This is a genomic window from Gordonia sp. PS3 (assembly GCF_041950545.1).
Lineage (GTDB): Bacteria > Actinomycetota > Actinomycetes > Mycobacteriales > Mycobacteriaceae > Gordonia > Gordonia sihwensis.
In genome coordinates, this window is record NZ_CP169524.1 from 2,034,171 (window position 1) to 2,058,922 (window position 24,752).

21 protein-coding genes are annotated in these 24,752 nt (G+C 68.7%); 3 read left to right on the forward strand and 18 right to left on the reverse strand.

Going from position 1 to position 24,752, the window contains the following annotated elements; genetic code table 11:
• Positions 1-52: 52 nt before the first annotated feature.
• The 3 genes from ACE11G_RS09405 to aspS are packed head-to-tail and all read right to left on the reverse strand — an operon-like array spanning position 53 to position 4,415.
• The gene (locus tag ACE11G_RS09405) at positions 53-1,417 is read right to left on the reverse strand and encodes a replication-associated recombination protein A (RefSeq protein WP_045539258.1); all 1,365 of its coding nucleotides are present in this window, start codon (positions 1,415-1,417) and stop codon (positions 53-55) included.
• 9 nt (positions 1,418-1,426) lie between these two features.
• Positions 1,427-2,572 carry a phosphotransferase gene (locus ACE11G_RS09410; RefSeq protein WP_006894787.1) on the reverse strand — a complete coding sequence of 382 codons (1,146 nt, stop codon included), beginning with the start codon at positions 2,570-2,572 and terminating at the stop codon, positions 1,427-1,429.
• Positions 2,573-2,579: 7 nt separating this feature from the next.
• A complete protein-coding gene (aspS, locus tag ACE11G_RS09415) occupies positions 2,580-4,415 on the reverse strand; it encodes an aspartate--tRNA ligase (RefSeq protein ID WP_006894786.1) in 1,836 nt (611 codons plus the stop codon).
• Between the two features lie 136 nt (positions 4,416-4,551).
• Between aspS and ACE11G_RS09420 the strand changes: the two genes are divergently transcribed.
• Positions 4,552-5,424 carry a neutral zinc metallopeptidase gene (locus ACE11G_RS09420; protein ID WP_045539259.1) on the forward strand — a complete coding sequence of 291 codons (873 nt, stop codon included), beginning with the start codon at positions 4,552-4,554 and terminating at the stop codon, positions 5,422-5,424.
• Between the two features lie 10 nt (positions 5,425-5,434).
• On the opposite strand, the gene hisS is transcribed toward ACE11G_RS09420, so the two are convergent.
• A complete protein-coding gene (hisS, locus tag ACE11G_RS09425) occupies positions 5,435-6,700 on the reverse strand; it encodes a histidine--tRNA ligase (RefSeq protein ID WP_062367522.1) in 1,266 nt (421 codons plus the stop codon).
• Entirely contained in the window at positions 6,697-7,380 is a 684-nt protein-coding gene (locus tag ACE11G_RS09430) for an MBL fold metallo-hydrolase (protein WP_006894783.1), read from the reverse strand. The genes hisS and ACE11G_RS09430 overlap by 4 nt, the downstream gene beginning before the upstream one ends.
• 151 nt (positions 7,381-7,531) lie before the next feature.
• Between ACE11G_RS09430 and ACE11G_RS09435 the strand changes: the two genes are divergently transcribed.
• Positions 7,532-8,461 carry a peptidylprolyl isomerase gene (locus ACE11G_RS09435; protein WP_006894782.1) on the forward strand — a complete coding sequence of 310 codons (930 nt, stop codon included), beginning with the start codon at positions 7,532-7,534 and terminating at the stop codon, positions 8,459-8,461.
• A 1,235-nt stretch (positions 8,462-9,696) separates the two neighbouring features.
• On the opposite strand, the gene ACE11G_RS09440 is transcribed toward ACE11G_RS09435, so the two are convergent.
• From ACE11G_RS09440 to tesB, 12 genes are all read right to left on the reverse strand, one after another.
• Positions 9,697-11,991 (reverse strand): bifunctional (p)ppGpp synthetase/guanosine-3',5'-bis(diphosphate) 3'-pyrophosphohydrolase, encoded by a 2,295-nt coding sequence (locus ACE11G_RS09440; protein ID WP_006898323.1) that lies wholly within the window; start codon positions 11,989-11,991, stop codon positions 9,697-9,699.
• A 13-nt stretch (positions 11,992-12,004) separates the two neighbouring features.
• Complete coding sequence (locus ACE11G_RS09445) at positions 12,005-12,574, reverse strand: adenine phosphoribosyltransferase (RefSeq protein WP_006898324.1); 570 nt, start codon at positions 12,572-12,574, stop codon at positions 12,005-12,007.
• Positions 12,571-14,271: an ABC transporter substrate-binding protein gene (locus ACE11G_RS09450; protein WP_375001950.1), complete on the reverse strand. Its 1,701-nt coding sequence runs from the start codon at positions 14,269-14,271 to the stop codon at positions 12,571-12,573. The genes ACE11G_RS09445 and ACE11G_RS09450 overlap by 4 nt, the downstream gene beginning before the upstream one ends.
• The gene (gene secF / locus ACE11G_RS09455; RefSeq protein WP_006898326.1) at positions 14,268-15,341 is read right to left on the reverse strand and encodes a protein translocase subunit SecF; all 1,074 of its coding nucleotides are present in this window, start codon (positions 15,339-15,341) and stop codon (positions 14,268-14,270) included. The genes ACE11G_RS09450 and secF overlap by 4 nt, the downstream gene beginning before the upstream one ends.
• Positions 15,338-16,957 (reverse strand): protein translocase subunit SecD, encoded by a 1,620-nt coding sequence (secD, locus tag ACE11G_RS09460; RefSeq protein ID WP_375001953.1) that lies wholly within the window; start codon positions 16,955-16,957, stop codon positions 15,338-15,340. Before secD ends, secF begins: the two co-directional genes overlap by 4 nt.
• A gap of 9 nt (positions 16,958-16,966) precedes the next feature.
• Positions 16,967-17,377 carry a preprotein translocase subunit YajC gene (gene yajC / locus ACE11G_RS09465; RefSeq protein WP_045539198.1) on the reverse strand — a complete coding sequence of 137 codons (411 nt, stop codon included), beginning with the start codon at positions 17,375-17,377 and terminating at the stop codon, positions 16,967-16,969.
• Positions 17,378-17,521: 144 nt separating this feature from the next.
• Entirely contained in the window at positions 17,522-18,589 is a 1,068-nt protein-coding gene (ruvB, locus tag ACE11G_RS09470; protein ID WP_045539199.1) for a Holliday junction branch migration DNA helicase RuvB, read from the reverse strand.
• Positions 18,586-19,179, reverse strand: coding sequence for a Holliday junction branch migration protein RuvA (gene ruvA, locus ACE11G_RS09475; protein ID WP_006898330.1), 594 nt, complete (start codon positions 19,177-19,179; stop codon positions 18,586-18,588). Before ruvA ends, ruvB begins: the two co-directional genes overlap by 4 nt.
• Positions 19,176-19,769: a crossover junction endodeoxyribonuclease RuvC gene (ruvC, locus tag ACE11G_RS09480; protein ID WP_006898331.1), complete on the reverse strand. Its 594-nt coding sequence runs from the start codon at positions 19,767-19,769 to the stop codon at positions 19,176-19,178. The genes ruvA and ruvC overlap by 4 nt, the downstream gene beginning before the upstream one ends.
• Positions 19,770-19,871: 102 nt before the next feature.
• Positions 19,872-20,627 (reverse strand): YebC/PmpR family DNA-binding transcriptional regulator, encoded by a 756-nt coding sequence (locus ACE11G_RS09485; protein ID WP_006898332.1) that lies wholly within the window; start codon positions 20,625-20,627, stop codon positions 19,872-19,874.
• 54 nt (positions 20,628-20,681) lie between these two features.
• On the reverse strand, positions 20,682-21,293 hold the full coding sequence (gene pdxT, locus ACE11G_RS09490) for a pyridoxal 5'-phosphate synthase glutaminase subunit PdxT (protein WP_062367997.1): 612 nt from the start codon (positions 21,291-21,293) through the stop codon (positions 20,682-20,684).
• Positions 21,290-22,141: an acyl-CoA thioesterase II gene (gene tesB / locus ACE11G_RS09495; RefSeq protein ID WP_006898334.1), complete on the reverse strand. Its 852-nt coding sequence runs from the start codon at positions 22,139-22,141 to the stop codon at positions 21,290-21,292. Before tesB ends, pdxT begins: the two co-directional genes overlap by 4 nt.
• A 96-nt stretch (positions 22,142-22,237) precedes the next feature.
• On the opposite strand from tesB, the gene ACE11G_RS09500 reads away from it, so the two are divergent.
• Entirely contained in the window at positions 22,238-24,211 is a 1,974-nt protein-coding gene (locus ACE11G_RS09500) for an acyl-CoA dehydrogenase (protein WP_375001958.1), read from the forward strand.
• A 32-nt stretch (positions 24,212-24,243) separates the two neighbouring features.
• Here ACE11G_RS09500 and ACE11G_RS09505 read toward each other — a convergent pair whose 3' ends face one another.
• Complete coding sequence (locus tag ACE11G_RS09505) at positions 24,244-24,723, reverse strand: LuxR C-terminal-related transcriptional regulator (RefSeq protein ID WP_101841577.1); 480 nt, start codon at positions 24,721-24,723, stop codon at positions 24,244-24,246.
• Positions 24,724-24,752: the final 29 nt, after the last annotated feature.

Sequence of the window (24,752 nt, forward strand, 5' to 3'; positions counted from 1 at the left end):
TCGTAGAAGTCGGGCAGAGAATCAACAGTCGAGTTTACGCCCCACCGGCGCGTCACCTGCGGGAGCGCCCCCGGGAAGTGAGCCCGCGCACGATGGAGCGCAGACGACCCACGCGCGGGGCGAGTTCCCGTTCGAATCCGTGGTCGGTCGGCTCGTAGTAGTCGACGCCGACGAGCGCGTCCGGTGCGTACTGCTGCGCCAGCACCCCGTCGGGGTCGTCGTGCGGGAACCGGTATCCGATCGCGTTGCCCAACTTCTTGGCTCCCGCGTAATGACCGTCGCGCAGATGCGGCGGGACGGCGCCGGCCTTGCCCGCCGCCACATCGGTCATCGCCTTCCCCAGCGCCGAAGTCACCGCACCGGACTTCGGCGCGGTCGCCAGATGGATGGTGGCCTGGGCCAACGCGAGCTGCGCCTCGGGCATCCCGACCATCTGCACCACCTGCGCGGCGGCGACCGCCGCCTGCAGCGCCGTCGGGTCGGCCATGCCGATGTCCTCACTGGCGTGGATCATCAATCGCCTCGCGATGAACCGGGGATCCTCCCCCGCGGTGATCATCCTCGCCAGATAGTGCAGCGCGGCGTCGACATCCGATCCGCGGATCGACTTGATGAAGGCACTCGTGACGTCGTAGTGCTGATCGCCGTCGCGGTCGTAGCGGACCGCGGCCCGGTCGATGGCGGCCTCCACGTCGGCGACCTCGATCACATCGCCGGCCTCGGCCGCGTCCGCGCTCGCCTCCAGTGCGGTCAGCGCGCGCCGCGCGTCACCGCCCGCCACCGCGACCAGGTGGTCGAGCGCCTCGTCAGACAGTTCCACCGAGCCGTCGAGGCCGCGCGGATCGGCGACGGCCCGGCGCAGCACGGTCTTGACGTCGTCGTCGGTCAGCGATCGCAACTGGAGCACCAGCGACCGCGACAGCAGCGGCGCGACCACCGAGAACGACGGATTCTCCGTGGTCGCCGCCACCAGCAGCACGATCCGGTTCTCCACGGCGTCCAGGAGCGCGTCCTGCTGAGTCTTCGAGAACCGGTGGACCTCGTCGATGAACAGCACCGTCTGCTGTCCGTGCGCCAGCCGTCGCCGGGCCATGTCGATGACGGCACGGACTTCCTTGACGCCCGACGAGAGTGCCGAGAGCGCCTCGAAACGACCGCCGGTGGCCTGGCTGATGAGTGAGGCCATCGTGGTCTTGCCGGTGCCGGGCGGACCGTAGAGCAGTACCGACGCGGCACCCGAACCGGCGATCAGCCGGCGCAGCGGCGAACGCCCGCCGAGCAGATGGTCCTGGCCGACGATCTCATCGAGCGACGCCGGGCGCATCCGGACGGCGAGCGGCGGCGCGGGCCGACCGGCCGCACCGGACTCGATCGCGTCACCGGAATCGTCCGGTGTCCCGAACAGGCCCTCGTCCACAGCTCCCGATCACCCGAACCAGTAGATCCGCAGGGCCTCTTGCATCCGGTCCGCGGCGTCGATGAACTCGCCGCCGACGTCGTACGAGTCCCCCGAATCGGCGAGGTCGGCCCACCGGGACAGCACCACGCGCGCGTCCGTGGTGTGCAACGCCCAGTCGTGTCCGCTGGAGTCGCCGCGGATGAGCCAGTAGGTGGACAGCCACACCCACAGCGCACGCGCGTGGAAGATCCGTTCGGCGAGGCCGCGATCGCTGATCGACGGCCACAGCGGCTTCACCTCGCCGCGCCAGGCGTCCGCGAGGGACTTCTCCAACTCGAGCCGCTCGGGCACCACATCGACGGCGAGCCGGGCCGGGAAGGTCGCGAGCGCGTACGCCACATCGAGTGCCGCATCGCGGAACTCGCCCCACTCGTAATCCATGAACTGGACGCCGTCACCGTTGATGAGAATGTTCTCCGGGCCGACGTCGGCCGGGCTGAACGCCCGGAAGTCCCCTTCGTCGAACAGCCGCAGGCTGTTCTCGAGCGTCTCGCGGGCGCCTGCCGGCAACTCGACGTCGATGCGTTCGAGAATCTGCTCATACGCGTCCACCGAGGCCGCGGCCTCGTCGACGATGCCGCCGTCGGAGGCGAAGATGCGCGAGGCGGTGCCGCCGCGGTCCTTGCCGCTGATGTGCATCAGGGTGCGGAAGTCCTCTTCGCCCCCGAGAGTGGCGGCGTGCATCCGGCCGAGCGCCTGCCCCCACGCGCTCACACCCCGTTCCACCTCGTCGGCGTCGTTGGAGCCGAGCAGTTCCACCATCGGCCGGCCGTGGCCGAGGTCGGTGAGCACCAGAATGCGCGCCTCCAGTTCGGAGGCGAGGAGCTGGGGCCCGGGCCGCGAACGGGTGGGCAGCGCCGTGGCATAACGGTAGGACGCGATCTCGCGGAGCACCTGCGACGCGGGAGTCTGCTGGTCGAAGGCCTTGACGACGACGGTTCGGTCCAGCGACACCGGGTTGTCGAGCACGCGGGCCCGGATGACGGTGGACCGCCCGGTCCCGCCGAGGTCCTCGGGTCCGTCGAGCCGCACCGCGGTGCCCGCGCGCTTGGCGAGGACGCCTTCGGCGGCCTCCAGAACTGACGTGATCCGTTCGTCAGCGATTACAGTCATGGCTTCCTCAGGCTTCGGACGCCTTCGTTCCGGCGGCCGCACCGGCCTCGTCCACCTTCTTCTTGTCCGAGTTGTTCTCCGGCTTCTGCGGCTTCGCGTCGATGCCGGTCTCCTTGCGCTGCTCGGGAGTGATCGGCGCCGGAGCGTCGGTCAGCGGGTCGATGCCGCCTCCCGACTTCGGGAAGGCGATCACCTCGCGGATCGACGGCTCGCCGGCGAGCAGTGCGGTGATCCGGTCCCAGCCGAAGGCGATGCCGCCGTGCGGCGGCGCACCGTACGAGAAGGCGTCGAGCAGGAAGCCGAACTTCTCCTGCGCGTCCTCCTCGCTGATGCCCATGATCTTGAAGACACGCTCCTGCACATCGCGACGATGGATGCGGATCGAACCGCCGCCGATCTCGTTGCCGTTGCAGACGATGTCGTAGGCGTAGGCCAGCGCCTCGCCGGGGTTCGATTCGAGCAGATCCATCGACTCGGGCTTCGGCGAGGTGAAGGCGTGGTGGACGGCAGTCCACGCGCCCGTCCCCACCGCGACGTCGCCGGCGGCCGTGGCGTCGTCGGCCGGCTCGAACAGCGGGGCGTCGACGACCCAGGTGAACGCCCAGTCGCCGTCCTTGATGAGTCCGAGCTTCTCGGCGATCTCACCGCGGGCCGCGCCCAGCAGCGCCCGCGAGCTCTTGACCGCACCGGCGGCGAAGAAGACGCAGTCGCCCGGCTGGGCTCCGACGTGAGCCGCCAGACCTTCGCGCTCGGCGTCGGAGATGTTCTTCGAGACCGGCCCCGTGAGGCTGCCGTCCTCCTGGACCAGCACGTACGCCAGGCCGCGGGCGCCGCGCTGCTTGGCCCACTCCTGCCAGGCGTCGAGCTGCCTGCGCGGCTGCGACGCGCCGCCGGGCATCACCACGGCGCCGACGTACGGCGCCTGGAAGACGCGGAACGGGGTGTCGGCGAAGAACTCGGTGCACTCGACGAGTTCGATGTCGAAGCGCAGATCGGGCTTGTCGCTGCCGAAGCGCCGCATGGCGTCCGCGTACGTCATCCGCGGGATCGGCGTGGTGATCTCGACGCCGATCAGCTTCCACAGCGCCGCGAGGATCTCCTCGGCGAGGGCGATCACGTCGTCCTCGTCGACGAAGCTCATCTCGATGTCGAGCTGGGTGAACTCCGGCTGCCGGTCGGCGCGGAAGTCCTCGTCCCGGTAGCAGCGTGCGATCTGGTAGTACCGCTCCATGCCCGCGACCATCAGCAACTGCTTGAACAGCTGCGGGCTCTGCGGCAGTGCGTAGAACGATCCCGGCTGCAGTCGCGCGGGCACGAGGAAGTCGCGGGCGCCCTCGGGTGTCGACCGGGTCAGCGTCGGCGTCTCGATCTCGACGAAGTCGTGCGCACCCAGCACCGACCGCGCCGCCGCACTCACCTGCGAGCGCAGCCGGATGGCCTTCGCCGGTCCCTCGCGGCGCAGATCGAGGTAGCGATGGCGCAGTCGCGCCTCCTCGCCGGGCTGCTCGTCGAGCTGGAACGGGAGCGGAGCCGACTCGTTGAGGACCACGAGTTCGCGGGCGTTGATCTCGATCGCACCGGAGGCGAGCGAGGCGTTCTCGCTGCCTTCCGGCCGGACCTCCACCTCGCCGGTGACCTGGACGCAGTACTCGGCACGCAGCCGATGAGCCGCTTCGGCGACCTGTTCGTCGCGGAAGACCACCTGCACCAGACCGGACGAGTCACGCAGATCGATGAAGACGACTCCACCGTGGTCGCGCCGGCGCGCCACCCATCCGACGACGGTGACGGTCTGCGAGGCGTCCTCACGACGCAACGATCCGGCGAAATGAGTGCGGAGCACTGGGTTCCTTCCTTCTGCGCAGCACAGAGCTGCCAGGGTTCACGCTGTTCCAGCCGATTCTACGGACCCCCACCGACAAAGCGACAGTCGCATCGACGTCACGGCCGGCCGCCGATGTCGCGGCTACTGTAAGCCCATGACGTTTCGAGGGAGCGGCCCGCTCGAGGGCGGGAATGTGAGCGCCGGCGGCTCGGGAGGAGGCGGCGGGCGCATGGTCGTCGGGGGCGCGGCCGGCATCGTCGTGGCGATCGTGGCGCTGCTGTTCGGTATCAACCCCGGGGACATTCTCGGCGGAGGCTCGGACTCGTCGTCGAACCAGCAGGTCGCCGGTTCGGGCGCCGGTTCGAACAACGCCGAGATGCAGCGCCATCTCGACAGTTGCACCGTCGAGATGGCCAACACCGACGACGCGTGCCGCATCAAAGCCACGACGATCAGCCTCGACAAGGTGTGGTCGAACCTGATGCGGGGCTACACCCAGCCCAAGACGGTGGTCTTCAGCGGCAGCGTGAACACGGCGTGCGGCGCCGCGTCGTCGGCGATGGGGCCGTTCTACTGTCCGGGCGACGAGACCGCCTACTTCGATCCGTCGTTCTTCGCCGACCTCAAGAGGATGGGCGGGTCCGACGGTCCGCTGGCCCAGGAGTACGTCGTCGCGCACGAGTTCGGCCATCACGTCGAGAACCTGACCGGCGTGCTGGCGAAGGGGCAGCGCATGGGCAACGCCGGCTCGGTGCGCATCGAACTCCAGGCCGACTGCCTCGCGGGCGTGTGGGCCCATCATGCCGACAAGGGTCCCGACGCGATGCTGGAACCGCTGTCCGACGAGCAGATCCAGACCGTGATCCAGAGCGCCAAGGCCATCGGCGACGACACCATCCAGGGCTCGCGCTCCAACCCGGAGAGCTGGACGCACGGTTCGGCGGCGCAGCGCGTCCGCTGGTTCAAGATCGGCTACGACGGCGGCGACGCCCGCCGGTGCGACACCTTCGCGACCAACGACCTCTGATCGCGCCGGCTCAGGCCAGCGCGGCGACCACCGACGCGACCGCGTCGTCCAGGCCGATCCGGCGCTGTTCGCCGTTCGACAGATCCTTGAGCTCGATCGTGCGCTCCTCGAGTTCGCGATCACCGAGAACCAGGGCGAGGCGGGCACCCGAGCGGTCGGCCGCCTTCATCGCGCCCTTCAGTCCGCGATCACCGTAGGCGAGGTCGACGCTGACGCCCGCGGCACGCAACTGCGCTGCGAGCGAGACCAGCTCACTCTTGGCCGCGCTTCCGAGGGGAACACCGAATACCTGAACCCGGCCTTCGCCGGCCACCGAGACGCCCTCGGCCTCCAGCGCCAGCACCGTCCGGTCCACGCCGATCCCGAAACCGATGCCCGAGAGATCCTGCTTGCCTCCCACCTGACGCATCAGACCGTCGTAGCGCCCACCGCCGCCGATCCCCGACTGCGCGCCGAGACCGTCGTGGACGAACTCGAAGGTGGTCTTGGTGTAGTAGTCCAGCCCGCGCACCAGGCGCGGATTGATCACGTACTCGACGCCCAGCCGGTCGAGGTGACCCCGGACCTGCTCGAAGTGATCGCGTGCCGAGTCGCTCAGGTGGTCGAGCATCAGCGGCGCGCTCGCGGTCGCCTCCTTGATCTCCGGCCGCTTGTCGTCGAGCACGCGCAACGGATTGATCTCCGCTCTCGCGCGCGTCGCCTCGTCGAGGTCGAGACCGAACAGGAACTGCTGCAACGCTTCCCGGTACTGCGGGCGGCAGGTGTCGTCGCCCAGCGAAGTGAGTTCGAGTCGGTAGCCGGACAGACCGAGACGCTTGTATCCCTCGTCGGCCACCGCGATCACCTCGGCGTCGAGCGCGGGGTCGTCGACGCCGATGGCCTCGATCCCGACCTGCTGGAGCTGGCGGTAGCGGCCGGCCTGCGGCCGCTCATACCGGAAGAAGGGGCCCGCGTAGCAGAGCTTGACCGGGAGCTGGCCGCGATCGAGACCGTGCTGGATCACCGCGCGCATGACGCCCGCCGTGCCCTCCGGACGCAGCGTCACCGAGCGGCCGCCGCGATCGGCGAAGGTGTACATCTCCTTGCTGACGACGTCAGTCGACTCGCCGACGCCGCGGGCGAAGAGCGCGGTGTCCTCGAAGATCGGCAGTTCGATGTGCCCGTAGCCCGCGCGGTGCGCCGCGCCGGTCAGTGCGTTCCGTACCGCGAGGAAGTCCGCCGAGGCCGGCGGGAAGTAGTCGGGGATGCCTTTCGGCGCCGCAAATTCTCCACTCACAGTCCGAAACGTCCTTTCTTGTTCGCATCGGGAAGATCGAGCAGGAACGGGTTGGAGGCCCGCTCGGCTCCGATCGTGGTCTGGGGTCCGTGACCCGGGAGGATCACGACGTCGTCGCCGCGCACCATCAGCTTGTCCGCGATCGACTCGAGCAGCGTGCGGTGGCTGCCGCCGGGCAGGTCGGTCCGGCCGATCGACCCATTGAACAGTACGTCGCCGGAGAAGCAGACCTCACCCGAGTCCGGCGTCAGCAGCACACTGCCCAGCGAGTGCCCGGGCGCGTGGTCCACCGACCATCGGATTCCCGCCGCGTCCACGTCCTCGCCGTCGACGAACTCGATGACCTTCTCCGGTTCGTCGAAGGTCATGTCGCCGATCATCGACGAGAGCGCGCTGCCCAGGCCCATGCCGGGATCGGTCAGCATCGGGCGGTCGTCGGCGTGGATGTACACCGGGATCGAATACTCGTCGGCGAGTTCGGCGGCATTCCAGGTGTGGTCGAGATGACCGTGGGTCAGGAAGACGGCCACCGGCGTCAGGTCGTATTCGGCGAGCGCCGCGCGAACCTGGGGCGCCGCGTCCTGGCCCGGATCGATGATGACCGCGTCGCTGCCCCGGTCCTCGGCGACCAGATAGCAGTTGGTCTGGAACATGCCCGCGGGGAATCCGGCGATCAGCACGGTGGCACACCTCCTCGTCAACGCCCGGCGATCTGCAGGGCGACACGTCGGAGTCCATTGTCTCATCGGCCCCGAAGACCGCTGCGATAGCATGGGGCGCGCTGCCGTGACAGTGCTCAGTCCCACATGCCGCACAGGAGGTTCCACCAGCGTGTCGTCCAACGAAGAGCGTCGCGACGCTGCCCGCCGCAAGCTGGAAGAGCGGCTCGAGAGCGAGCGCCGTGCCGCACGGCAGCGGCGGATCACGATCATCTCAGTGTGCAGCGTGGTGGTGCTGGCCGCGGTCGCCGTCGGCGGCTACTTCTACTACCGGCATTGGGACGACCAGCGGCACACCGAATGCACGTACACCAAGACGCCCAACGATCTGGACCAGCAGCTCAAGTCGCTCGAAGAGCAGCTCAAGACCGCGCCGGCCGATCAGAAGGCCAAGGGCGAGCAGTACATCGCATTCATGCGCGAGGGTGCAGGCAAGCTGCGCACCTCCCCGATGCCGGAGAGCCGGACACTCAACACCGGCACCGTCGGATGGACGCTGGACACCAACCTCGGACAGGTGCCGATCACCCTGGACCGCTCCGAGGCGCCGTGCAATGTGAACGCGATCGTCTCGCTCTCCGACAACCACTACTACGACGGCACCGACTGCCACCGGCTCGCGCAGAGCGATCAGCTCCACATCCTGCAGTGCGGCGACCCGACGCGCACCGGCGCCGGCGCCCCCGGCTGGAGCAGTCCCGACGAGAACCCCACGAACCTCAAAGAGGGCGAGATCAGCCCGCAGATGTTGCAGATGGGCATGACTCCCCCGGTGGTCTACCCGCGCGGCACCGTCGCGATCGCGAACCGGAACGACGAACAGAACGGCGTCGCCAACACCGGCAGCGCCCAGTTCTTCATCGTGACCAAGGACACCCAGCTCACCCCGACCCTCGCCGTGGTCGGCAAGGTCGACGACGCCGGCATGAAGATCATCGACAAGGTGGTCGCGGGCGGCATCGATCCGGGTCCAATCGGCACCGACACCAACGGTTTCCCGAAGACCCCGCTGCAGATCAAGTCGACCTCGATCACCGAGTAGCCCGAGCAGAGTGCCCCTGCTCCCCGGCTCGTCGAGCCAGGGAGCGAAGCGGCACGGCGCATCGAGACACACCCGCGCGATCTCGATACGCTCCGTCGCTGCGCTCCTCCGCTACTCGAAAACCCTGTTATCCAGGCCCGTCGAGAAAGCCGAGGGAAGCAAAGCGACACGGGCACATCGAGACCCACCCGCAATCTCGACACGCTCCGTCGCTCCGCTGCGCCCCAGGCCGGTCGAGAAAGCCAAGAGAGCGAAGCGACACGGCGCATCGAGACACACACGCAATCTCGACACGCTCCGTCGCTGCCCTGCTACCCAGGCCAGTCGAGAAAGCCAAGAGAGCGAAGCGACACGGCGCATCGAGACACACGCACAACCTCGATACGCTCCGTCGCTCCGCTGCTACCCAGGCCAGTCGAGAAAGCCAAGAGAGCGAAGCGACACGGCGCATCGAGACACACGCACAACCTCGATACGCTCCGTCGCTACGCTCCTCCGCTACTCGATGACCCTGTTATCCAGGCCGGTCGAGAAAGCCAAGAGAGCGAAGCGACACGGCGCATCGAGACACACACGCAATCTCGACACGCTCCGTCGCTGCCCTGCTACCCAGGCCAGTCGAGAAAGCCAAGAGAGCGAAGCGACACGGCGCATCGAGACACACGCACGCAATCTCGACACGCTCCGTCGCTGCGCTCCTCCGCTACTCGATGACCCTGTTATCCAGGCCGGTCGAGAAAGCCAAGAGAGCGAAGCGACACGGCGCATCGAGACACACGCACGCAATCTCGACACGCTCCGTCGCTACGCTCCTCCGCTACTCGATGACCCTGTTATCCAGGCCGGTCGAGAAAGCCAAGAGAGCGAAGCGACACGGCGCATCGAGACACACGCACGCAATCTCGACACGCTCCGTCGCTACGCTCCTCCGCTACTCGATAGCCCTGTTATCCAGGCCGGTCGAGAAAGCCAAGAGAGCGAAGCGACACGGCGCATCGAGACACACGCACGCAATCTCGACACGCTCCGTCGCTACGCTCCTCCGCTACTCGAAAACCCTGTTATCCAGGCCGGTCGAGAAAGCCAAGAGAGCGAAGCGACACGGCGCATCGAGACACACGCACGCAATCTCGATACGCTCCGTCGCTGCGCTCCTCCGCTACTCGATGACCCTGAAGAGGCAGATAGCCCTGAACCAGGCCCGTCGCGCCCTCCGAACCCTCAAGGGGCGCGGGTCAGGCGGCGGACGTCACACGGTAGACGTCGTAGACGCCCTCGACGTTGCGGACCACGTTCAGCACGTGGCCGAGATGCTTGGGGTCGCCCATCTCGAATGTGAACTTGCTGACCGCGACACGATCACGGTTGGTGGTGAGCGAGGCGGAGAGGATGTTGACGCGCTCGTCGGCGAGGACGCGGGTCACGTCGGAGAGCAGCCGGTGCCGATCGAGAGCCTCCACCTGGATCGCGACCAGGAACACTGAGGACGGGTTGGGCGCCCAACTCACCGGGACCAGGCGTTCGGGCTGCGACCGCAGGTCGTCGGCATTGGTGCAGTCGGAGCGGTGCACGCTGACGCCGCCGCCCCGGGTCACGAAGCCCAGGATCTCGTCGCCCGGCACCGGGGTGCAGCATTTGGCGAGCTTGACCAGCACGTTGTCGACGCCCTCGACCACGACGCCGCTGTCACCGCTCTGTCTGCTGCGGGTCGGCGACGACGGAGTAGCCCGGTTGGCGATCTCCTCTTCGGCCGCGTCGACGCCGCCGAGCATCGCCACCAGCCGATGCACCACCCGTCCCGCAGGTACGTGTCCCTCTCCGACCGCCGTGTACAGCGCATCGACGTCGTTGAAGCCGAACTCCTTGGCCAGCGCGTTGATCGACTCGCCCGAGACCAGCCGGTGCACGGGCAGACCGCCGCGGCGGACCTCCTTGACGATTGCGTCCTTGCCGGCTTCGAGTGCCTCCTCGCGGCGCTCCTTGGCGAACCATTGGCGGATCTTGGCCTTGGCGCGGGGCGAGACGACGAAGTTCTGCCAGTCCTTGCTCGGTCCGGCGTTCTCGGCCTTGGACGTGAACACCTCCACCACTTCGCCGTTCTCCAGCGCCCGCTCCAGCGCCACCAGTCGCCCGTTCACGCGGGCTCCGATGCACCGGTGGCCAACCTCGGTGTGGACCGCGTAGGCGAAGTCGATGGGCGTCGACCCCGCGGGGAGCGTGATCACGTCGCCCTTCGGGGTGAAGACGAAGATCTCCTTCACCGCGAGGTCGTAGCGCAGGGACTCGAGGAACTCCCCCGGGTCGGCCGCCTCCCGCTGCCAGTCGAGCAACTGCCGCATCCACGCCATGTCGTCGACCTCGGCGATGTCGGTCGCCTTGCGCCCCTTGCCCTTCCGGCCCTCCTTGTAGCGCCAGTGCGCGGCGATGCCGAACTCCGCGGTCCGGTGCATCTCGAAGGTGCGGATCTGCACCTCGAGCGGCTTGCCCTCGGGGCCGATCACCGTGGTGTGCAGCGACTGATACACGCCGAAGCTGGGTTGCGCGATGTAGTCCTTGAAGCGACCGGCCATCGGCTGCCAGAGCGAGTGGACCACGCCGATCGCGGCGTAGCAGTCGCGGACCTCGTCGCACAGGATGCGCATGCCGACGAGATCGTGGATGTCGTCGAAGTCCTTGCCCTTGACGATCATCTTCTGATAGATCGACCAGTAGTGCTTCGGCCGGCCTTCGACGGTGGCGGTGATGCGCGAGGCGCCGAGCGCGGTGTTGAGGTCGGAGCGCACGCGCGCGAGATAGGTGTCCCGGCTGGGTGCGCGGTCGGCGACGAGCCGGACGATCTCCTCGTACTTCTTCGGATGCAGAATCGCGAAGGCGAGATCCTCCAGTTCCCACTTCACGGTCGCCATGCCCAGCCGGTGCGCGAGCGGTGCGATCACCTCGAGGGTCTCGCGCGCCTTGCGGGCCTGCTTCTCGGGCGGGAGGAACCGCATGGTGCGCATGTTGTGGAGACGGTCGGCGACTTTGATGACCAGCACCCGCGGATCACGCGCCATCGCGATGATCATCTTGCGAATGGTCTCGGCCTCCGCCGCACTGCCGAGCGCCACCTTGTCGAGTTTGGTGACGCCGTCGACCAGATGCGCCACTTCGGCGCCGAAGTCCGCCTCGAGCTTCTCCAAGGAGTAGCTGGTGTCCTCGACCGTGTCGTGCAGCAGCGCCGCCACCAGCGTGGTGGTGTCCATGCCGAGGTCGGCGAGGATGGTGGCGACCGCCAGTGGATGCGTGATGTACGGGTCACCGGACTTGCGGAACTGGCCCGAGTGGGCCTCCTCCGCCACCGCATAGGCCTGCTGCAGGACGGCGACGTCGGCTTTCGGATACACCTCGCGGTGCAGACTCACGAGCGGTTCCAGGACCGGCGCGACCCCGCTGCGCGGCGGCGCCGTCATCCGCCGTGCCAAACGCGCTCGCACGCGGCGCGAACTCAGCGGTGAACCGTCGTCCGGGCGCTTGGTGTCGGGATCGCTCATAACGCGATGGTACTCAGCCGCGGCAGAGGTTATGCACTCGAACAGCGGGTCCGAGGTCCGCGGCGATCGTGGCCCGGCCGGGCAGATCCGCGAGTTCCATGATCACCGCGATCGCCTCGACCCGCGCACCGGCGGATTCGAGCAGCCGGGTGGCGGCCACGACCGTCCCCCCGGTCGCCAGGACGTCGTCGACCACGGCGACACGGCGCCCCGTGAAGTCGATCCCCTCGGCCGGCACCTCGAGCCGCGACGTGCCGTATTCGAGCTGGTAGTCGACGCCGATGACCGGCGGCGGCAGCTTGCCCGCCTTACGGACCGCGACGAGACCTGTGCCCAGTTCGCGGGCCACGGCACCGCCGACGAGGAAGCCTCGCGCGTCGATGCCCGCGATGAGGTCGGCCCCCGCGCAGGCCTGGGCGAGTGCGCCGGTCACCGCGGCGAACGCCGCCGCATCGGCGAGCACGGGCGTCAGATCTTTGAATTCGACACCGGGCGAAGGGAAGTCGGCGACGAGCCGAGCATGCTGCTCGATCGCGGCCTGCGCCAGGCCCCGCAGGTCGGACGAGCGTTCGGTGAGGCTCACCCCGACACGCCCCAGCGGTCCATGTTCCAGCCGGTGCCCGACACGCCGAGCCCGGGGACCACATGCGTGACCGACGACGATTCCCGTGCGCGGACGGTGCCGAACAGCGGAACCGTCGGCAATTCGTCCCACGCCGCCGTCTCGATCGTCCGCAGCAGCGGTAGCCGGGCGCTGTCGCTGCGCGTCGCCGCCAGCTCGGTGATCGCGTCGCTGACCTGCTTGTTACGGAAACCCGACAGGTTCAGCGGGTCGCCGCCGAAGAGTGCGTACGCCTCAGGGAAGCCCGATGCGGTGCTCGACGCGGCGAAGCTCCCGTCCGAGAGCAGCAGCGCGTCGACGTCCGTGCCGAGCGCGGTCACCGACAGATCGGGCGAGGCGACGTCCTCCACGGTGAAACCCGCGGGAGTGCAGGCGTCGGCGATCATCCGGACCGCGTCGGCGTTCTCCTGCGACTTCGCGAGGTATCCGATCCGGATCCGGGGTTTCGCGCGCGCCCCGTTCTCTCCGATCGCGCGCTGGGCCAGCAGTTCCTTGGCTCGCGGCACGTCCGACCGCGGGTACCGGCGGCCGTACTGGACGTTCAGCGACGGTCCCAGAGGATCCGCGGGTGAGGCGGTGCGCAGATTCCACACCACGCCGTTGGTGCCGAAGCGGCGGGCGAGAGCGTCGCGCGGCATGCACGACGCCAGTGCCTTGCGCACCAGCGGATCGGCCGCGGCCCCCTTGCCGGCGAACACCAGCTGCGTCACCGACAGCGGAGCCGGTTCGCGCAACGTCGATCGGTCGACGGGGGTGGTGGGCGCGGCGCGTCCGGACACCCGATCGCCGAGCGCGAGGTCGGCGGTGTCGATGACGGTGGACCGGGAACCGTCGAGGGCGGCTTCGCCGTCGGTGCCCCGCGGCCAGACGGTGATGGTCTGCGCCGCCGGGCGCGCGCCCCACCACTTGTCGTTCGCGACCAGCTTGAGACCGCCGTCGACGGTGTACGAGTCAATGCGATACGGACCGGCGGACGGGAACCGGTCGGCCTCGACCGCGGCTCCCGGCCGAAGGTCGAAACCGGTGTTCCACGCCTTCGCGATCTTGGCGATCGCGGTCCGGTCGCCCGAACGGATCGGGTCGACCACGTTGGGCACGCCCGCCAGCCGCGCCACGACGTGCGCGGGCAGCAGCGTTCCGGAACCGAAGAGCTCGTTCCACTGGCCGTAGGCGCTGCCGCGTTTGAAGACCACGGTGGCGGTCCGGGCGCCCGGTGTGCATTCCACACGCGCGATGTCGCGGTAACCCGCGTTGGTGGCGGCGTCGAAACCCGGTACCGAGCCGCCCATCGCGGTCGCCGCCAGGAACAGATCGTCGCAGCTGAGCGCGGTGCCGTCGGAGTAGACCGCGGCGGGTGTGAAGTCGTAGCGCAGAGTCAGGGCCTCGCCCTGTTCCTGCGAGACGGTGCCCACGTCCCGATCGGCGAGGATCTGGCCCTCCGGGCCGACGATGGAGAAGCCCGGGAGCACGCGGGTCAGCGCCATCAGGGCACCGTCGGCATGCGCGTCGACGGTGTTGACGTTGTACGACGACACCCGTGCGTCGATGAGGTAGTCCACGTCCGACCGCTTCTCGCCGCCGCACGCGACGAGTGCTCCACCCGCGGCCGCACCGACCGCGAGCAGAGCTGCGGCACGGCGCAGCCGCGGGTGAATCATGCTGAGACCTTCTCTCGGCGGGCGAGGACCTTGGCCGTGTGCCGCTTGATGTCGGTCGATCGTTCCTTCATCGTCACCAGCAGCGGCGAGGCGAGGAAGACCGAGGAGAAGGTGCCGACGACCACGCCGACGAGCTGGATCAGCGCCAGATCCTTCAGCGTGCCGACACCGAGCATCCACACGGCGACCACCATCAGCGCGATGATCGGCAGGATCGAGATCACCGTGGTGTTGATCGAGCGCATCAGCGTCTGGTTCACCGCGAGGTTGGTCTGCTCGGCGTATGTGCGGCGCGTGGTCGCGAGCACCGATCTGGTGTTCTCCTCGACCTTGTCGAAGACCACCACCGTGTCGTAGACGGAGAAGCCGAGGATCGTCAGCAGGCCGATCACCGTCGCGGGCGTCATCTCCCAACCGACGAGCGAATAGATGCCGGCGGTGACGACGAGGTCGAAGATCAGCGAGGCCATCGCCGCGATCGACATCTCCTTGTCGAATCTGATCGCGATGTAGATGAACGCCACCACCAGGAACACCGCGAGCGCGATCAGCATCTTTCGCGTGATCTCCTTGCCCCACGTCGAGCTGACGTCGGAGGAACTCACATCGGCCTGGGTCACCTCCGGCTCGAAGGCCGTGCCGAGCGCGTGCAGGAGCTTGCCGGTCTCCTCGGTCGTGAGCGTCTCGGTGCGCAGCTGGATGGTCGCGGAGTTGCCGCTGCCCGCCTGCTGAACCGACTGCGGGTCCTTGCCGAGGGTGTCGCTGAAGACCTTCGACACCTCGCTCGTGGTGACGCCGGCGCGTGCGGGCACCGACACCTGGGTTCCGCCCTCGAAGTCGATGCCGAAGGTGAACCCGCGGATCGCGATCGACAGGATGCAGATCAGCATCAGCACGCCGGAGATGACGTACCACATGCGGCGGCGCCGCCCGACGACGTCGAAGGCGCCGGTGCCGGAGTACAGGCGGGAGAGGAAGGACTGGTCCTTGGCCGCGACGTAGTCGGCGTCGGCCCAGTCCGCGGGCGCCGTGCCGGAGCGCGACGTGTCTGAGGTCGTCTTGTCGCTCACTGCGACTCCCCCTCTGATCGATCAGCGGCGGAGCCGGAGGTACGTGCCGCTGCGCTCGCCTTGCGACGAGCCCGCGCCACCTCCGATACCGCGCCGAGGCCGTTGACGGCCGGTCGGGAAAGGAACTCGTTCCGGCTCGCGAGCACCACCAGCGGGTGCGTCACGAGGAACACGATGACGATGTCGATCAGCGTGGTCAAGCCCAGGGTGAACGCGAATCCGCGCACCGCCCCCACGGCGAGCAGGTAGATGATCGCCGCGCAGATGAAGCTGACCGCGTTGCCGGTCCAGACCGTGCGCCGCGCGCTCTGCCAGCCGCGGGACACCGCCGACCGCACCGTCCGGCCCTCACGCATCTCGTCCTTGATGCGCTCGAAGTAGACCACGAACGAGTCGGCGGTCATGCCGATGCCGATGATCAGACCGGCGATGCCCGCGAGGTCGAGCGTGAAGTCGATCCAGCGGCCCAGCAGCACGATGATGCCGTACACCATCGCACCGGCCAGGATCAGCGACAGCACCGACAGGAAGCCCATCGCGCGGTAGTAGATCAGCGAGTAGATCAGGACCAGGATCAGGCCGACCAGGCCTGCGATCAGGCCGGCCTGCAGCGAGTGCAGTCCGAGGGTCGCCGAGACCGTCTGAGCGTCCGACATCGCGAACGACAGCGGCAGCGAACCGTATTTCAGTGCGTTGGCCAGCTGGTTCGCCTCGTCCTGGGTGAAGGAGCCGCTGATCTCGGTGGTGCCGAGAATCTGCTGGTTGATCGACGGCGCACTCAGCACCCGGGTGTCGAGCGTGACCGCGGTCTGGGTTCCGACGTGCTTGCCCGTGTAGTCGGCCCACGTCTTCTTGCCGTCGCCCTTGAAATCGACGTTGACCGTCCACGCGCCCGTCTGGTTCTGCCCGGCCTTCGCGCTCGCGATATCGCGGCCGTCGATCAGCATCGGCTCGAGCAGGTACACCATCCCGTCCTTGTCACCGCAGGTGACGAGGTACTCGTCCGGCCGGTCGTGGCCCACCAGCGGGTCGTTGGTCGACGCCGAGCAGTCGAGCTTGCCCATCTCCTGTCGCAGCTTGTCGAGGGTGGCCTTGTCGGCGTTCGCCGGGGCCTGCCGCAGGCTGCGCTGCTCGTCGATGGCCGCGGTCTGCTCCTCCGGCGTCATATCGGCGACCTTCTTGGCCGTCGGATCCGGTTTCTGCTTGGTCGCCGGCTGCTGCTCGACGACCGGACGAATGTAGAGCCGCGCGGTCTGACCGAGCGCACGAGCCTGTTTGCCGTCGTCACCCGGCACGGTGATGACGATGGTGCTGCCGTTGACGACGACCTCCGAGCCGCCGACGCCGAGGCCGTTGACGCGCTGGTCGATGATCTGGCGCGCCTGGTCGAGCTGTTCGGCCGAGGGCGCCTTGCCGTCGTCGGTGCGAGCGGTCAGCACCACCCGGGTGCCGCCCTGCAGGTCGATGCCGAGTTTGGGCTTCGGGCTTCCGCCGCCTGTGAAGAACACCAGCGCATAGATGATGCCGAGGACGACGAAGAACACCGTGAGCGGCTTCCACGGTGCAACCTCGGGCCGCAGCTTGGTGCCGGCGGCGCGTCGATTGGGTTTAGTCACGTGGGTCGTCTACTTCTCTTCGGGCTTCGCTTCGTTCTTCTCGTCGCGCGATTCGTCGGCCGCCGGCGCGTCCGGAACGATCTCTGATGTCTCGATCGCGGTGGTCTCAAGCGCTGTGGTCTCCACCTCGGGGGCCTCATCGGTGGCCTCGCTCTCCGGCGTCACGACCTCGCGGATGGCCAGCCGGTTCCACTCGGTCACCACACCGGGAGCGAGTTCGAGCTTCACGACGTCGCTGTCACCGTCGCCGGTGTCGACCACGGTGGCGAAGAGACCCGAATGCAGCTGCACGCGCGCACCGGCCTCGAGGGAGTTCTGCATCTCGTTCATAGCGGCCGCACGCTTCTTCTGGTTGCGGATGCTGAAGAACATGAAGCCGGCCATCAAGACCAGCATCAACGGGAGGATCAACGATTCCATGGGGACCAGTGTGCCAGGCCCGCCGGGCGCGAGACTCACAGGTGGCGCTCGCGTCGCGATTCTGATTCACCCTCCGACCGATCGCGTCGTACGACCGCCCGTACGACAGCCCGCGCGACCGCCCGTCCGACGGCGTGACGTGCGTCAGTCGAAGAGGGTTCCGGTGCCGTCCTCGCGCACGCGGACCCCGAGTACTCGGTCCATCGCACCCGCCGGCGGCTGAAGACCCAGGTGATGCCAGGCCGCCGCGGTGGCGACACGGCCCCGCGGAGTCCGCGCGATCATTCCGGCGCGCACCAGGAACGGCTCGCACACCTCTTCCACCGTGGCCGGTTCCTCGCCGACGGCCACGGCGAGCGTCGAGACGCCCACCGGCCCCCCGCCGAAGCCGCGCACGAGAGCGCCGAGTACCGCGCGATCGAGCCGATCCAGTCCCAGTTCGTCCACGTCGTACACCGCCAGCGCCGCGCGCGCGGCCGACAGGTCGACGCGGCCGTCGCCGCGGACCTCCGCGTAGTCCCGCACTCTCCGCAGGAGCCGATTCGCGATCCGGGGCGTTCCGCGCGAGCGTCCGGCGACCTCGGCCGCGGCCTCCGGTTCGATGGTGATCCCGAGGATCGCCGCCGACCGCTGCAGCACCCGGACCAGCTCGCCGGTCTCGTAGAACTCCATGTGCGCGGTGAATCCGAACCGGTCGCGCAGCGGGCCGGTCAGTGCGCCGGATCGCGTGGTGGCGCCCACCAGGGTGAACGGCGCCACCTCCAGCGGGATGGACGTGGCGCCCGGGCCCTTGCCCACGACGACGTCGACGCGGAAGTCCTCCATCGCCAGGTACAGCATCTCCTCGGCGGGCCGGGCGATGCGATGGATCTCGTCGATGAACAGCACATCGCCCTCGACGAGATTCGACAGCATCGCCGCCAGATCGCCCGCCCGCTCCAGCGCGGGGCCCGAGGTGATGCGGATCGCCGCCCCCATCTCGCCGGCGATGATCATCGCCAGCGACGTCTTGCCCAGCCCGGGAGGCCCCGACAGCAGGATGTGATCGGGCGTGCGGCCCCGCGCCCGCGCCGCGTGCAGCACCAGTTCGAGCTGTTCGCGGACGCGCGGCTGCCCGATGAAGTCGGTCAGGCTCGACGGCCGCAGACTCGCGTCGAGGTCACCGTCGCCCGCGATGGGACCGGCCGCCAGGAAGTCTTCTTCCGGATTCATCGACGCGGCCCGAGGGCGGTGAGCGCGGCGCGAAGGAGAGCCGACGAGTCGGCGTCGGCGTTGTCGGCGAGTACCGCGGCGACGGCCTTCTGCGCGGCGCCCTCGGTGAAGCCGAGGCCGACGAGAGCCTCGGTGACCTGGGCGCCGGCTCCGGCAGGCACCGAGACTCCCGCCTGCGACGACGCCGGTCCGGCGGTCACCTTGTCGCGCAGCTCCACCACCAGCCGTTCGGCCACCCGCTTGCCGATCCCCGGAACCGCCGTGAGCGCCTTCGCATCCGAATCGGCCAGCGCACGCCGCAGGGTGTCCGGCTCGAGGACCGCCAGCGTCGCCATCGCCAGACGCGGACCGACGCCGGTCACCGTCTGCAGCAACCCGAACAGGTCGCGCGCCTCGGGATCGGTGAAGCCGTACAGCGTCATCGAGTCCTCGCGCACCATCATGGCGGTGAGGAGCCGCACCGTGGTCCCCCGCTTGAGCGACCCGAGAGTCGGCGGAGTCGCCAAGACGCGATAGCCGACTCCGGCGCATTCGATCACAGCGTGATCGAGCGCGATGTCGATGACCTCGCCGGACACGGACGCGATCACGACGCCGCCTCTCCGCCCAGCACAGCGCGGGCCTCCTCCTGTGCCGCCTTGAGCCGGGCGCGATGACGGTTCTGCGCCTCGCGCGCCCGCTTGGCGGCCTCTTCCATGCGATCGTTGACCGGACCGCGCCAGCAGTGACAGATGGCCAGCGCGAGCGCGTCGGCCGCGTCGGCCGGCTTCGGCGGCGTCTGCATTCCGAGAATCCGCGTGACCATCGCCGTCACCTGCGCCTTGTCCGCCCGGCCGGAGCCGGTGACAGCGGCCTTCACCTCGCTCGGCGTGTGGAACCGCACCGGGATCCCGCGTTGCGCGGCGGCCAGCGCGATCACGCCCGCCGCCTGTGCCGTACCCATCGCCGTGCTCACCTGGCGTTGCGCGAAGACCCGCTCGATCGCCACGACGTCGGGTCCGTGCGTGTCGATCCAGTGGACGGCGCCCACGTGGATCGCAAGCAGCCGTTCGGCCAGTTCCATGTCGGCCGGGGTGCGGACCACGTCGACGTCGAGCGCGGTGACTCTGCGGCCGGTTCCCGCCTCCACCAACGCGATTCCGCATCGGGTGAGGCCGGGGTCGACGCCCATGACTCGCACTCGCGCCTCACTTCCCGATCAAGGCCGTCGTCGCACCCGATCGGCACGACGACGGCATCCTCCGCTGCAGCGCAGCGGTAAGAACACTTGTTCGAGACTCTATCAGTCGTTCTCGAGCTCGGCGAGCACCTCGTCGCTGATGTCGACATTGCTGTAGACGTTCTGAACGTCGTCGGAGTCCTCCAGCGCATCGATCAGTTTCATCACCTTGCGCGCGCCCTCGGCGTCGACGGCCACCTCGACCGACGCGCGGAAGTCCGGCTCGGCCGAGTCGTAGTCGATTCCCGCCTCCTGGAGCGCCGTGCGCACGGCGACCAGATCACCGGGTTCGCTGACGATCTCGAAGGAATCACCCAGATCGGTGACCTCCTCGGCACCCGCGTCCAGCACGGCCATCAGCACGTCGTCCTCGGTCTGATCGCCCTTCTCCAACGTCACCACGCCCTTGCGGGTGAACAGGTACGACACCGAGCCCGGGTCGGCCATGTTGCCGCCGTTGCGGGTCATCGCCACCCGGACCTCGGTCGCGGCACGGTTGCGGTTGTCGGTCAGGCACTCGATCAGGATGGCGACGCCGTTGGGGCCGTAGCCCTCGTAGGTGATGTTCTGCCAGTCGGCGCCGCCGCCCTCTTCACCGCCGCCGCGCTTGCGTGCGCGCTCGATGTTGTCGTTCGGGACCGACGACTTCTTCGCCTTCTGAATCGCGTCGTACAGCGTCGGATTGCCTGCCGGATCACTACCACCCGTACGAGCCGCCACCTCGATGTTCTTGATCAGCTTGGCGAACATCTTGCCGCGCTTGGCGTCGATGACAGCCTTCTTGTGCTTGGTGGTGGCCCATTTGGAGTGGCCGCTCATTGTGGTGTTCCCTTCGTGAAAAGTCAGCGATGCCTGTCAGGGCACGGGCAGATTCTACGCTGTGGCAACCATATCGACGAAGAACTCGTGCACGCGCACGTCGCCGGTGACCTCCGGATGAAACGACGTGGCCAGCACATTTCCCTGCCGTACGGCGACGACACGCCCCGCCGCGGGCCCGCGATCCACCGTCGCCAGGACCTGCACTCCCGGCCCGGTCTCCTCCACCCACGGCGCCCGGATGAACACGGCGCGCACCGGACGCGCCCCCGGTCGGTCTGTGATGCCGGCGAAGCTCAGATCGGTCTCGAACGATTCCACCTGACGCCCGAACGCATTACGCCGCACCGTCACATCCAGTGCGTCGAGATGCCGGGCGTCCGGCCGGGTGTCGAGGATCTTCGACGCCAGCATGATCATCCCCGCGCATGAGCCGTACGCGGGCAGCCCGTCGCGCAACCGCTTCACCAGCGGGTCGTAGAGCTCGAACACACCGAGCAGCCGGCTCATCGCCGTCGATTCGCCGCCGGGGATCACCAGGCCGTCCACCGCGTAGAGCTCCGATTCCCGGCGCACCGGTACCGCCTCGGCACCGCACGCGGCCAGCGCCGCCACGTGCTCGCGGACATCGCCCTGCAGAGCGAGCACACCGATCCGCACGCTCACCGGTCCTGCCTCATGATCGACGCGGCCGAGTCGGTAGCGACCGACCTGGTCAGTCCCTCCTGGGTCACCGCGGCCACCATCCGGCCGGAGCGGTCGAAGATCCGGCCCTGGGTCAGGGCCCGCCCGCCGCCCGCCGACGGCGAGGTCTGGTCGTACAGCAGCCAGTCGTCGGCCCGGAACGGCCGGAGGAACCACATCGCGTGATCGAGCGAGGCCGTCTGCGCCTTCGCCCCCGGGTGCACCGTCATCGACGACCCCAGCAGCGTCATGTCACTCATGTACGCCAGCGTGCACACGTGCAGCAGATGGTCGTCCGGCAACGGGAGCCGGTACTTGAACCAGACCCGCTGTTGTGCGGCCAGCCCCGGATACCTGGAGGTCTCCGCCTGACCGACGATCCGGATGTCGAAGTTCGCCCACTCCTCCAGCAGCGCCCTCTGACTGTCGTCCGCCGACTCGCGGCCCGGCAGCGACTCCGGGTCCGGCACCTCGGGCATCCGATCCTGGTGCTCGATGCCCTCGTCGTGGGTCACATGGAACGACGCCGACATCGAGAAGATCGCCTCGCCGTCCTGCACACCGGTCACCCGCCGGGTCACGAACGAACGCCCGTCGCGGATGCGGTCGACCATGAACACCGCGGGCTCGTCCGGCCTTCCCGGCCGCAGGAAATAGCCGTGCAGCGAGTGGACGGCGAACTCCCGGTCCACTGTCCGGGTCGCGGCCACCAGGGCCTGCCCGGCCACCTGACCGCCGAACGTCCTGCGCAGCTGGCTCGGGAAGGAACCGCCGCGATAGATGTCGTTGTCGATCCGCTCCACGGCCAGAATCTCTTCAATGCTCGCCACCCGGCGATTATCGCACCAGCTGCCGAGACCCGCGCACGCCGCTCCACGCACTCCGCTCCGCTCCCGGCGTCGGCAACCCCTCGGTAGGGTCAGGGCATGAGCCCCGAGACGAGTTCTGCAGACGCCGGCACCGACGACACCGGAGCGGATCTGGCCGCCCGGTTGCGCACCGTCCTCGACGGGCGGTGGGCCGCCACCCGCGACACCGTACGCGACCACATCCAGACTCACGCACTGCTCCCTCAGTCCGGACTGTCCCTCGACGACTATCGCGCCCGCGTGCTCGGCCAGATGAAGGAGATGGTCGCCCTCGGTTTCCCCGCTGCCGGCTTCCGGGCCGAGCACGGCGGCACCGGTGACGTGGGCGCAGCCGTCACCGCCATCGAGACCACCGGCTACGGCGACCTCTCACTGATGGTCAAGGCCGGCGTCCAATGGGGCCTGTTCGGCGGAGCCATCGAGAACCTCGGCACCGCACGCCACCACGACGAATACGTCCGCGGCCTCATCGACCTCGACGTACTCGGCTGTTTCGCGATGACGGAGACCGGCCACGGATCCAACGTCCAGCACTTGGAGACCACCGCCACCTATCGACCCGACACCGAAGAGTTCGAAATCCATTCGCCGACGCCGAACTCGCGCAAGGACTACATCGGCGGGGCCGCCGCCCACGCCCGCTACGCCGCGGTCTTCGCACAGCTCGTCACCGGCGGGCCGGGCGAGGAACCGGTCGGCCGCGGCGTCCACTGCTTCGTGGTGCCGATCCGGGACGCCGACGGCGCCGACCTCCCCGGCGTCACCACCTCCGACTGCGGCTACAAGGGCGGTCTCCCCGGAGTGGACAACGGCCGGATCTCCTTCGACCACGTCCGTGTCCCGCGCGCCAACCTGCTCAACCGGTACGGCGACGTGGCCGCCGACGGCACGTACTCCAGCCCCATCGAGTCCGACAACCGCCGGTTCTTCACCATGCTCGGCACCCTGGTCCGCGGCCGCGTCACCGTAGGCGCCTCGGCCGGTGCCGCGGGACGCTTCGGCCTGGCCCTCGCGGTGAACTACGCCCTGGTCCGCCGACAGTTTCAGGCGCCCGGCGGCGACGGCGAACTACTGCTGATGGACTACCGCACACACCAGCGACGGCTTCTCCCCCTGGTGGCGCGCGCATACGCCTTCGCACTCGCACAGAACGAGGTCACCGCCGAACTCCACGACTTGCAGACCGCGGACCCGGACACCGTCGACCCGGCCGACATGCGCCGTCTGGAGACCAAGGCCGCCGCCATCAAAGCCGGTCACACGGCGCTGGCCCAGCGCGCGATCTCCGAGGCGCGCGAAGCCTGCGGTGGCGCCGGGTACCTGTCGGAGAATCTGCTGCCCCTGCTCCGCGGCGACATCGACGTCTTCACCACCTTCGAGGGCGACAACCTGGTACTCACGCAACTCGTCGCCAAGCAGCAGCTCACCTCGTACGCGGATGACATCCGCGACCTCGACCCCGTGGGATGGGTGAGGTTCGTCGCCAACATGGCAGGCAGCGTCGCGCTGGAGAAGACCGCGGCGCGGCAGGTGGTGCAGACCCTGCTCGACGGCTCCGACGAAGACCCCGAGAACAGCGCCCTCACACACCCCGGAACTCAGCTCAGGCTGCTCCGCAACCGGGAGGATCACCTCACCCGGACGGTCGCGGGACGGCTGGGACGCGCCCGCGAGGACGACGCCGATCCGGTAGCGGTCTTCACCGACACCCAGGATCACCTGATCAAGGTCGGGCAGGCGCATATCGAGCGGATCGTTCTCGAAACCTTCGTCGAGGTGATCGGACGAGTCCAGGACCGCGAGACCCGCCGGTTGCTCAAGCGGGTCCGCGACCTGTTCGTCTACTCGGTCCTGGAAGAGGACCTGTCGTGGTTCCTCATGCACCGGCACGTCAGCGTGGAACGCGCCAAGGCCGTCCGTCGCGGCGTCAACGAACTCTGCGCCGACCTGCGGCCGCACGCTCAGACGCTCGTCGACGCCTTCGGCGTGCCGCCGGTCGGTCTCGACGTGCCGATGCTGCGGCACCGGTAGGACCGGCAGGTTCACCGGCGACTGGCCGGGCCTCAGAGCTCGTCGATGTCGACGATGTCGTCCTGAATCGCACGGGCGACGAGCGCGGCCTTGGTGGAGGCCGGACGGCCGAGTTCGGCGTACTTGGCCCGGATGCGGGTCAGATGGGTGTTGACCGTGCCGAGCGAGATGTACAGCGCCTCGGCGACCGCAGGCTTCGAATCGAGCATCAGCCAGGTGCGCAGCACCTCCACCTCCCGATCGGTGAGCGTCGGCTGCGGCAGCCGCGCCGCCGGAACCGCCGCGTCGGCCTGCCGGCCCGCAGTGGCGGGAGCGGGCGCGGCGTACAGCGGGCGGCCGGGCAACGGCATCACCCGGGCGCTGAGCCGGGCGAGCGCCTCCCGGCGACGACGGTCGACGGCCGACGCGGCGCCGCTGCTCGCCGAACCCGGTCCGCGTGAGTGGCGGGTGCGTGCGGCCTCGCGGGCGGCGGGGGCGGCGGCAGGAGCGGCGGCGATTGCGGTGACGGTCATCTCGAATTCCCTTTCTCGGCGCTGGAACT

Excerpts from the sequence above, each read along its gene's own strand:
- ACE11G_RS09450 (WP_375001950.1), bottom strand. The coding sequence starts at position 14,271 with ATGATTCACCCGCGGCTGCGCCGTGCCGCAGCTCTGCTCGCGGTCGGT.
- ACE11G_RS09500 (WP_375001958.1), top strand. The coding sequence starts at position 22,238 with ATGAGCCCCGAGACGAGTTCTGCAGACGCCGGCACCGACGACACCGGA.
- ruvB (WP_045539199.1), bottom strand. The coding sequence starts at position 18,589 with ATGAATCCGGAAGAAGACTTCCTGGCGGCCGGTCCCATCGCGGGCGAC.
- ACE11G_RS09505 (WP_101841577.1), bottom strand. The coding sequence starts at position 24,723 with ATGACCGTCACCGCAATCGCCGCCGCTCCTGCCGCCGCCCCCGCCGCC.
- ACE11G_RS09410 (WP_006894787.1), bottom strand. The coding sequence starts at position 2,572 with ATGACTGTAATCGCTGACGAACGGATCACGTCAGTTCTGGAGGCCGCC.
- ACE11G_RS09485 (WP_006898332.1), bottom strand. The coding sequence starts at position 20,627 with ATGAGCGGCCACTCCAAATGGGCCACCACCAAGCACAAGAAGGCTGTC.
- ACE11G_RS09420 (WP_045539259.1), top strand. The coding sequence starts at position 4,552 with ATGACGTTTCGAGGGAGCGGCCCGCTCGAGGGCGGGAATGTGAGCGCC.
- ACE11G_RS09440 (WP_006898323.1), bottom strand. The coding sequence starts at position 11,991 with ATGAGCGATCCCGACACCAAGCGCCCGGACGACGGTTCACCGCTGAGT.
- yajC (WP_045539198.1), bottom strand. The coding sequence starts at position 17,377 with ATGGAATCGTTGATCCTCCCGTTGATGCTGGTCTTGATGGCCGGCTTC.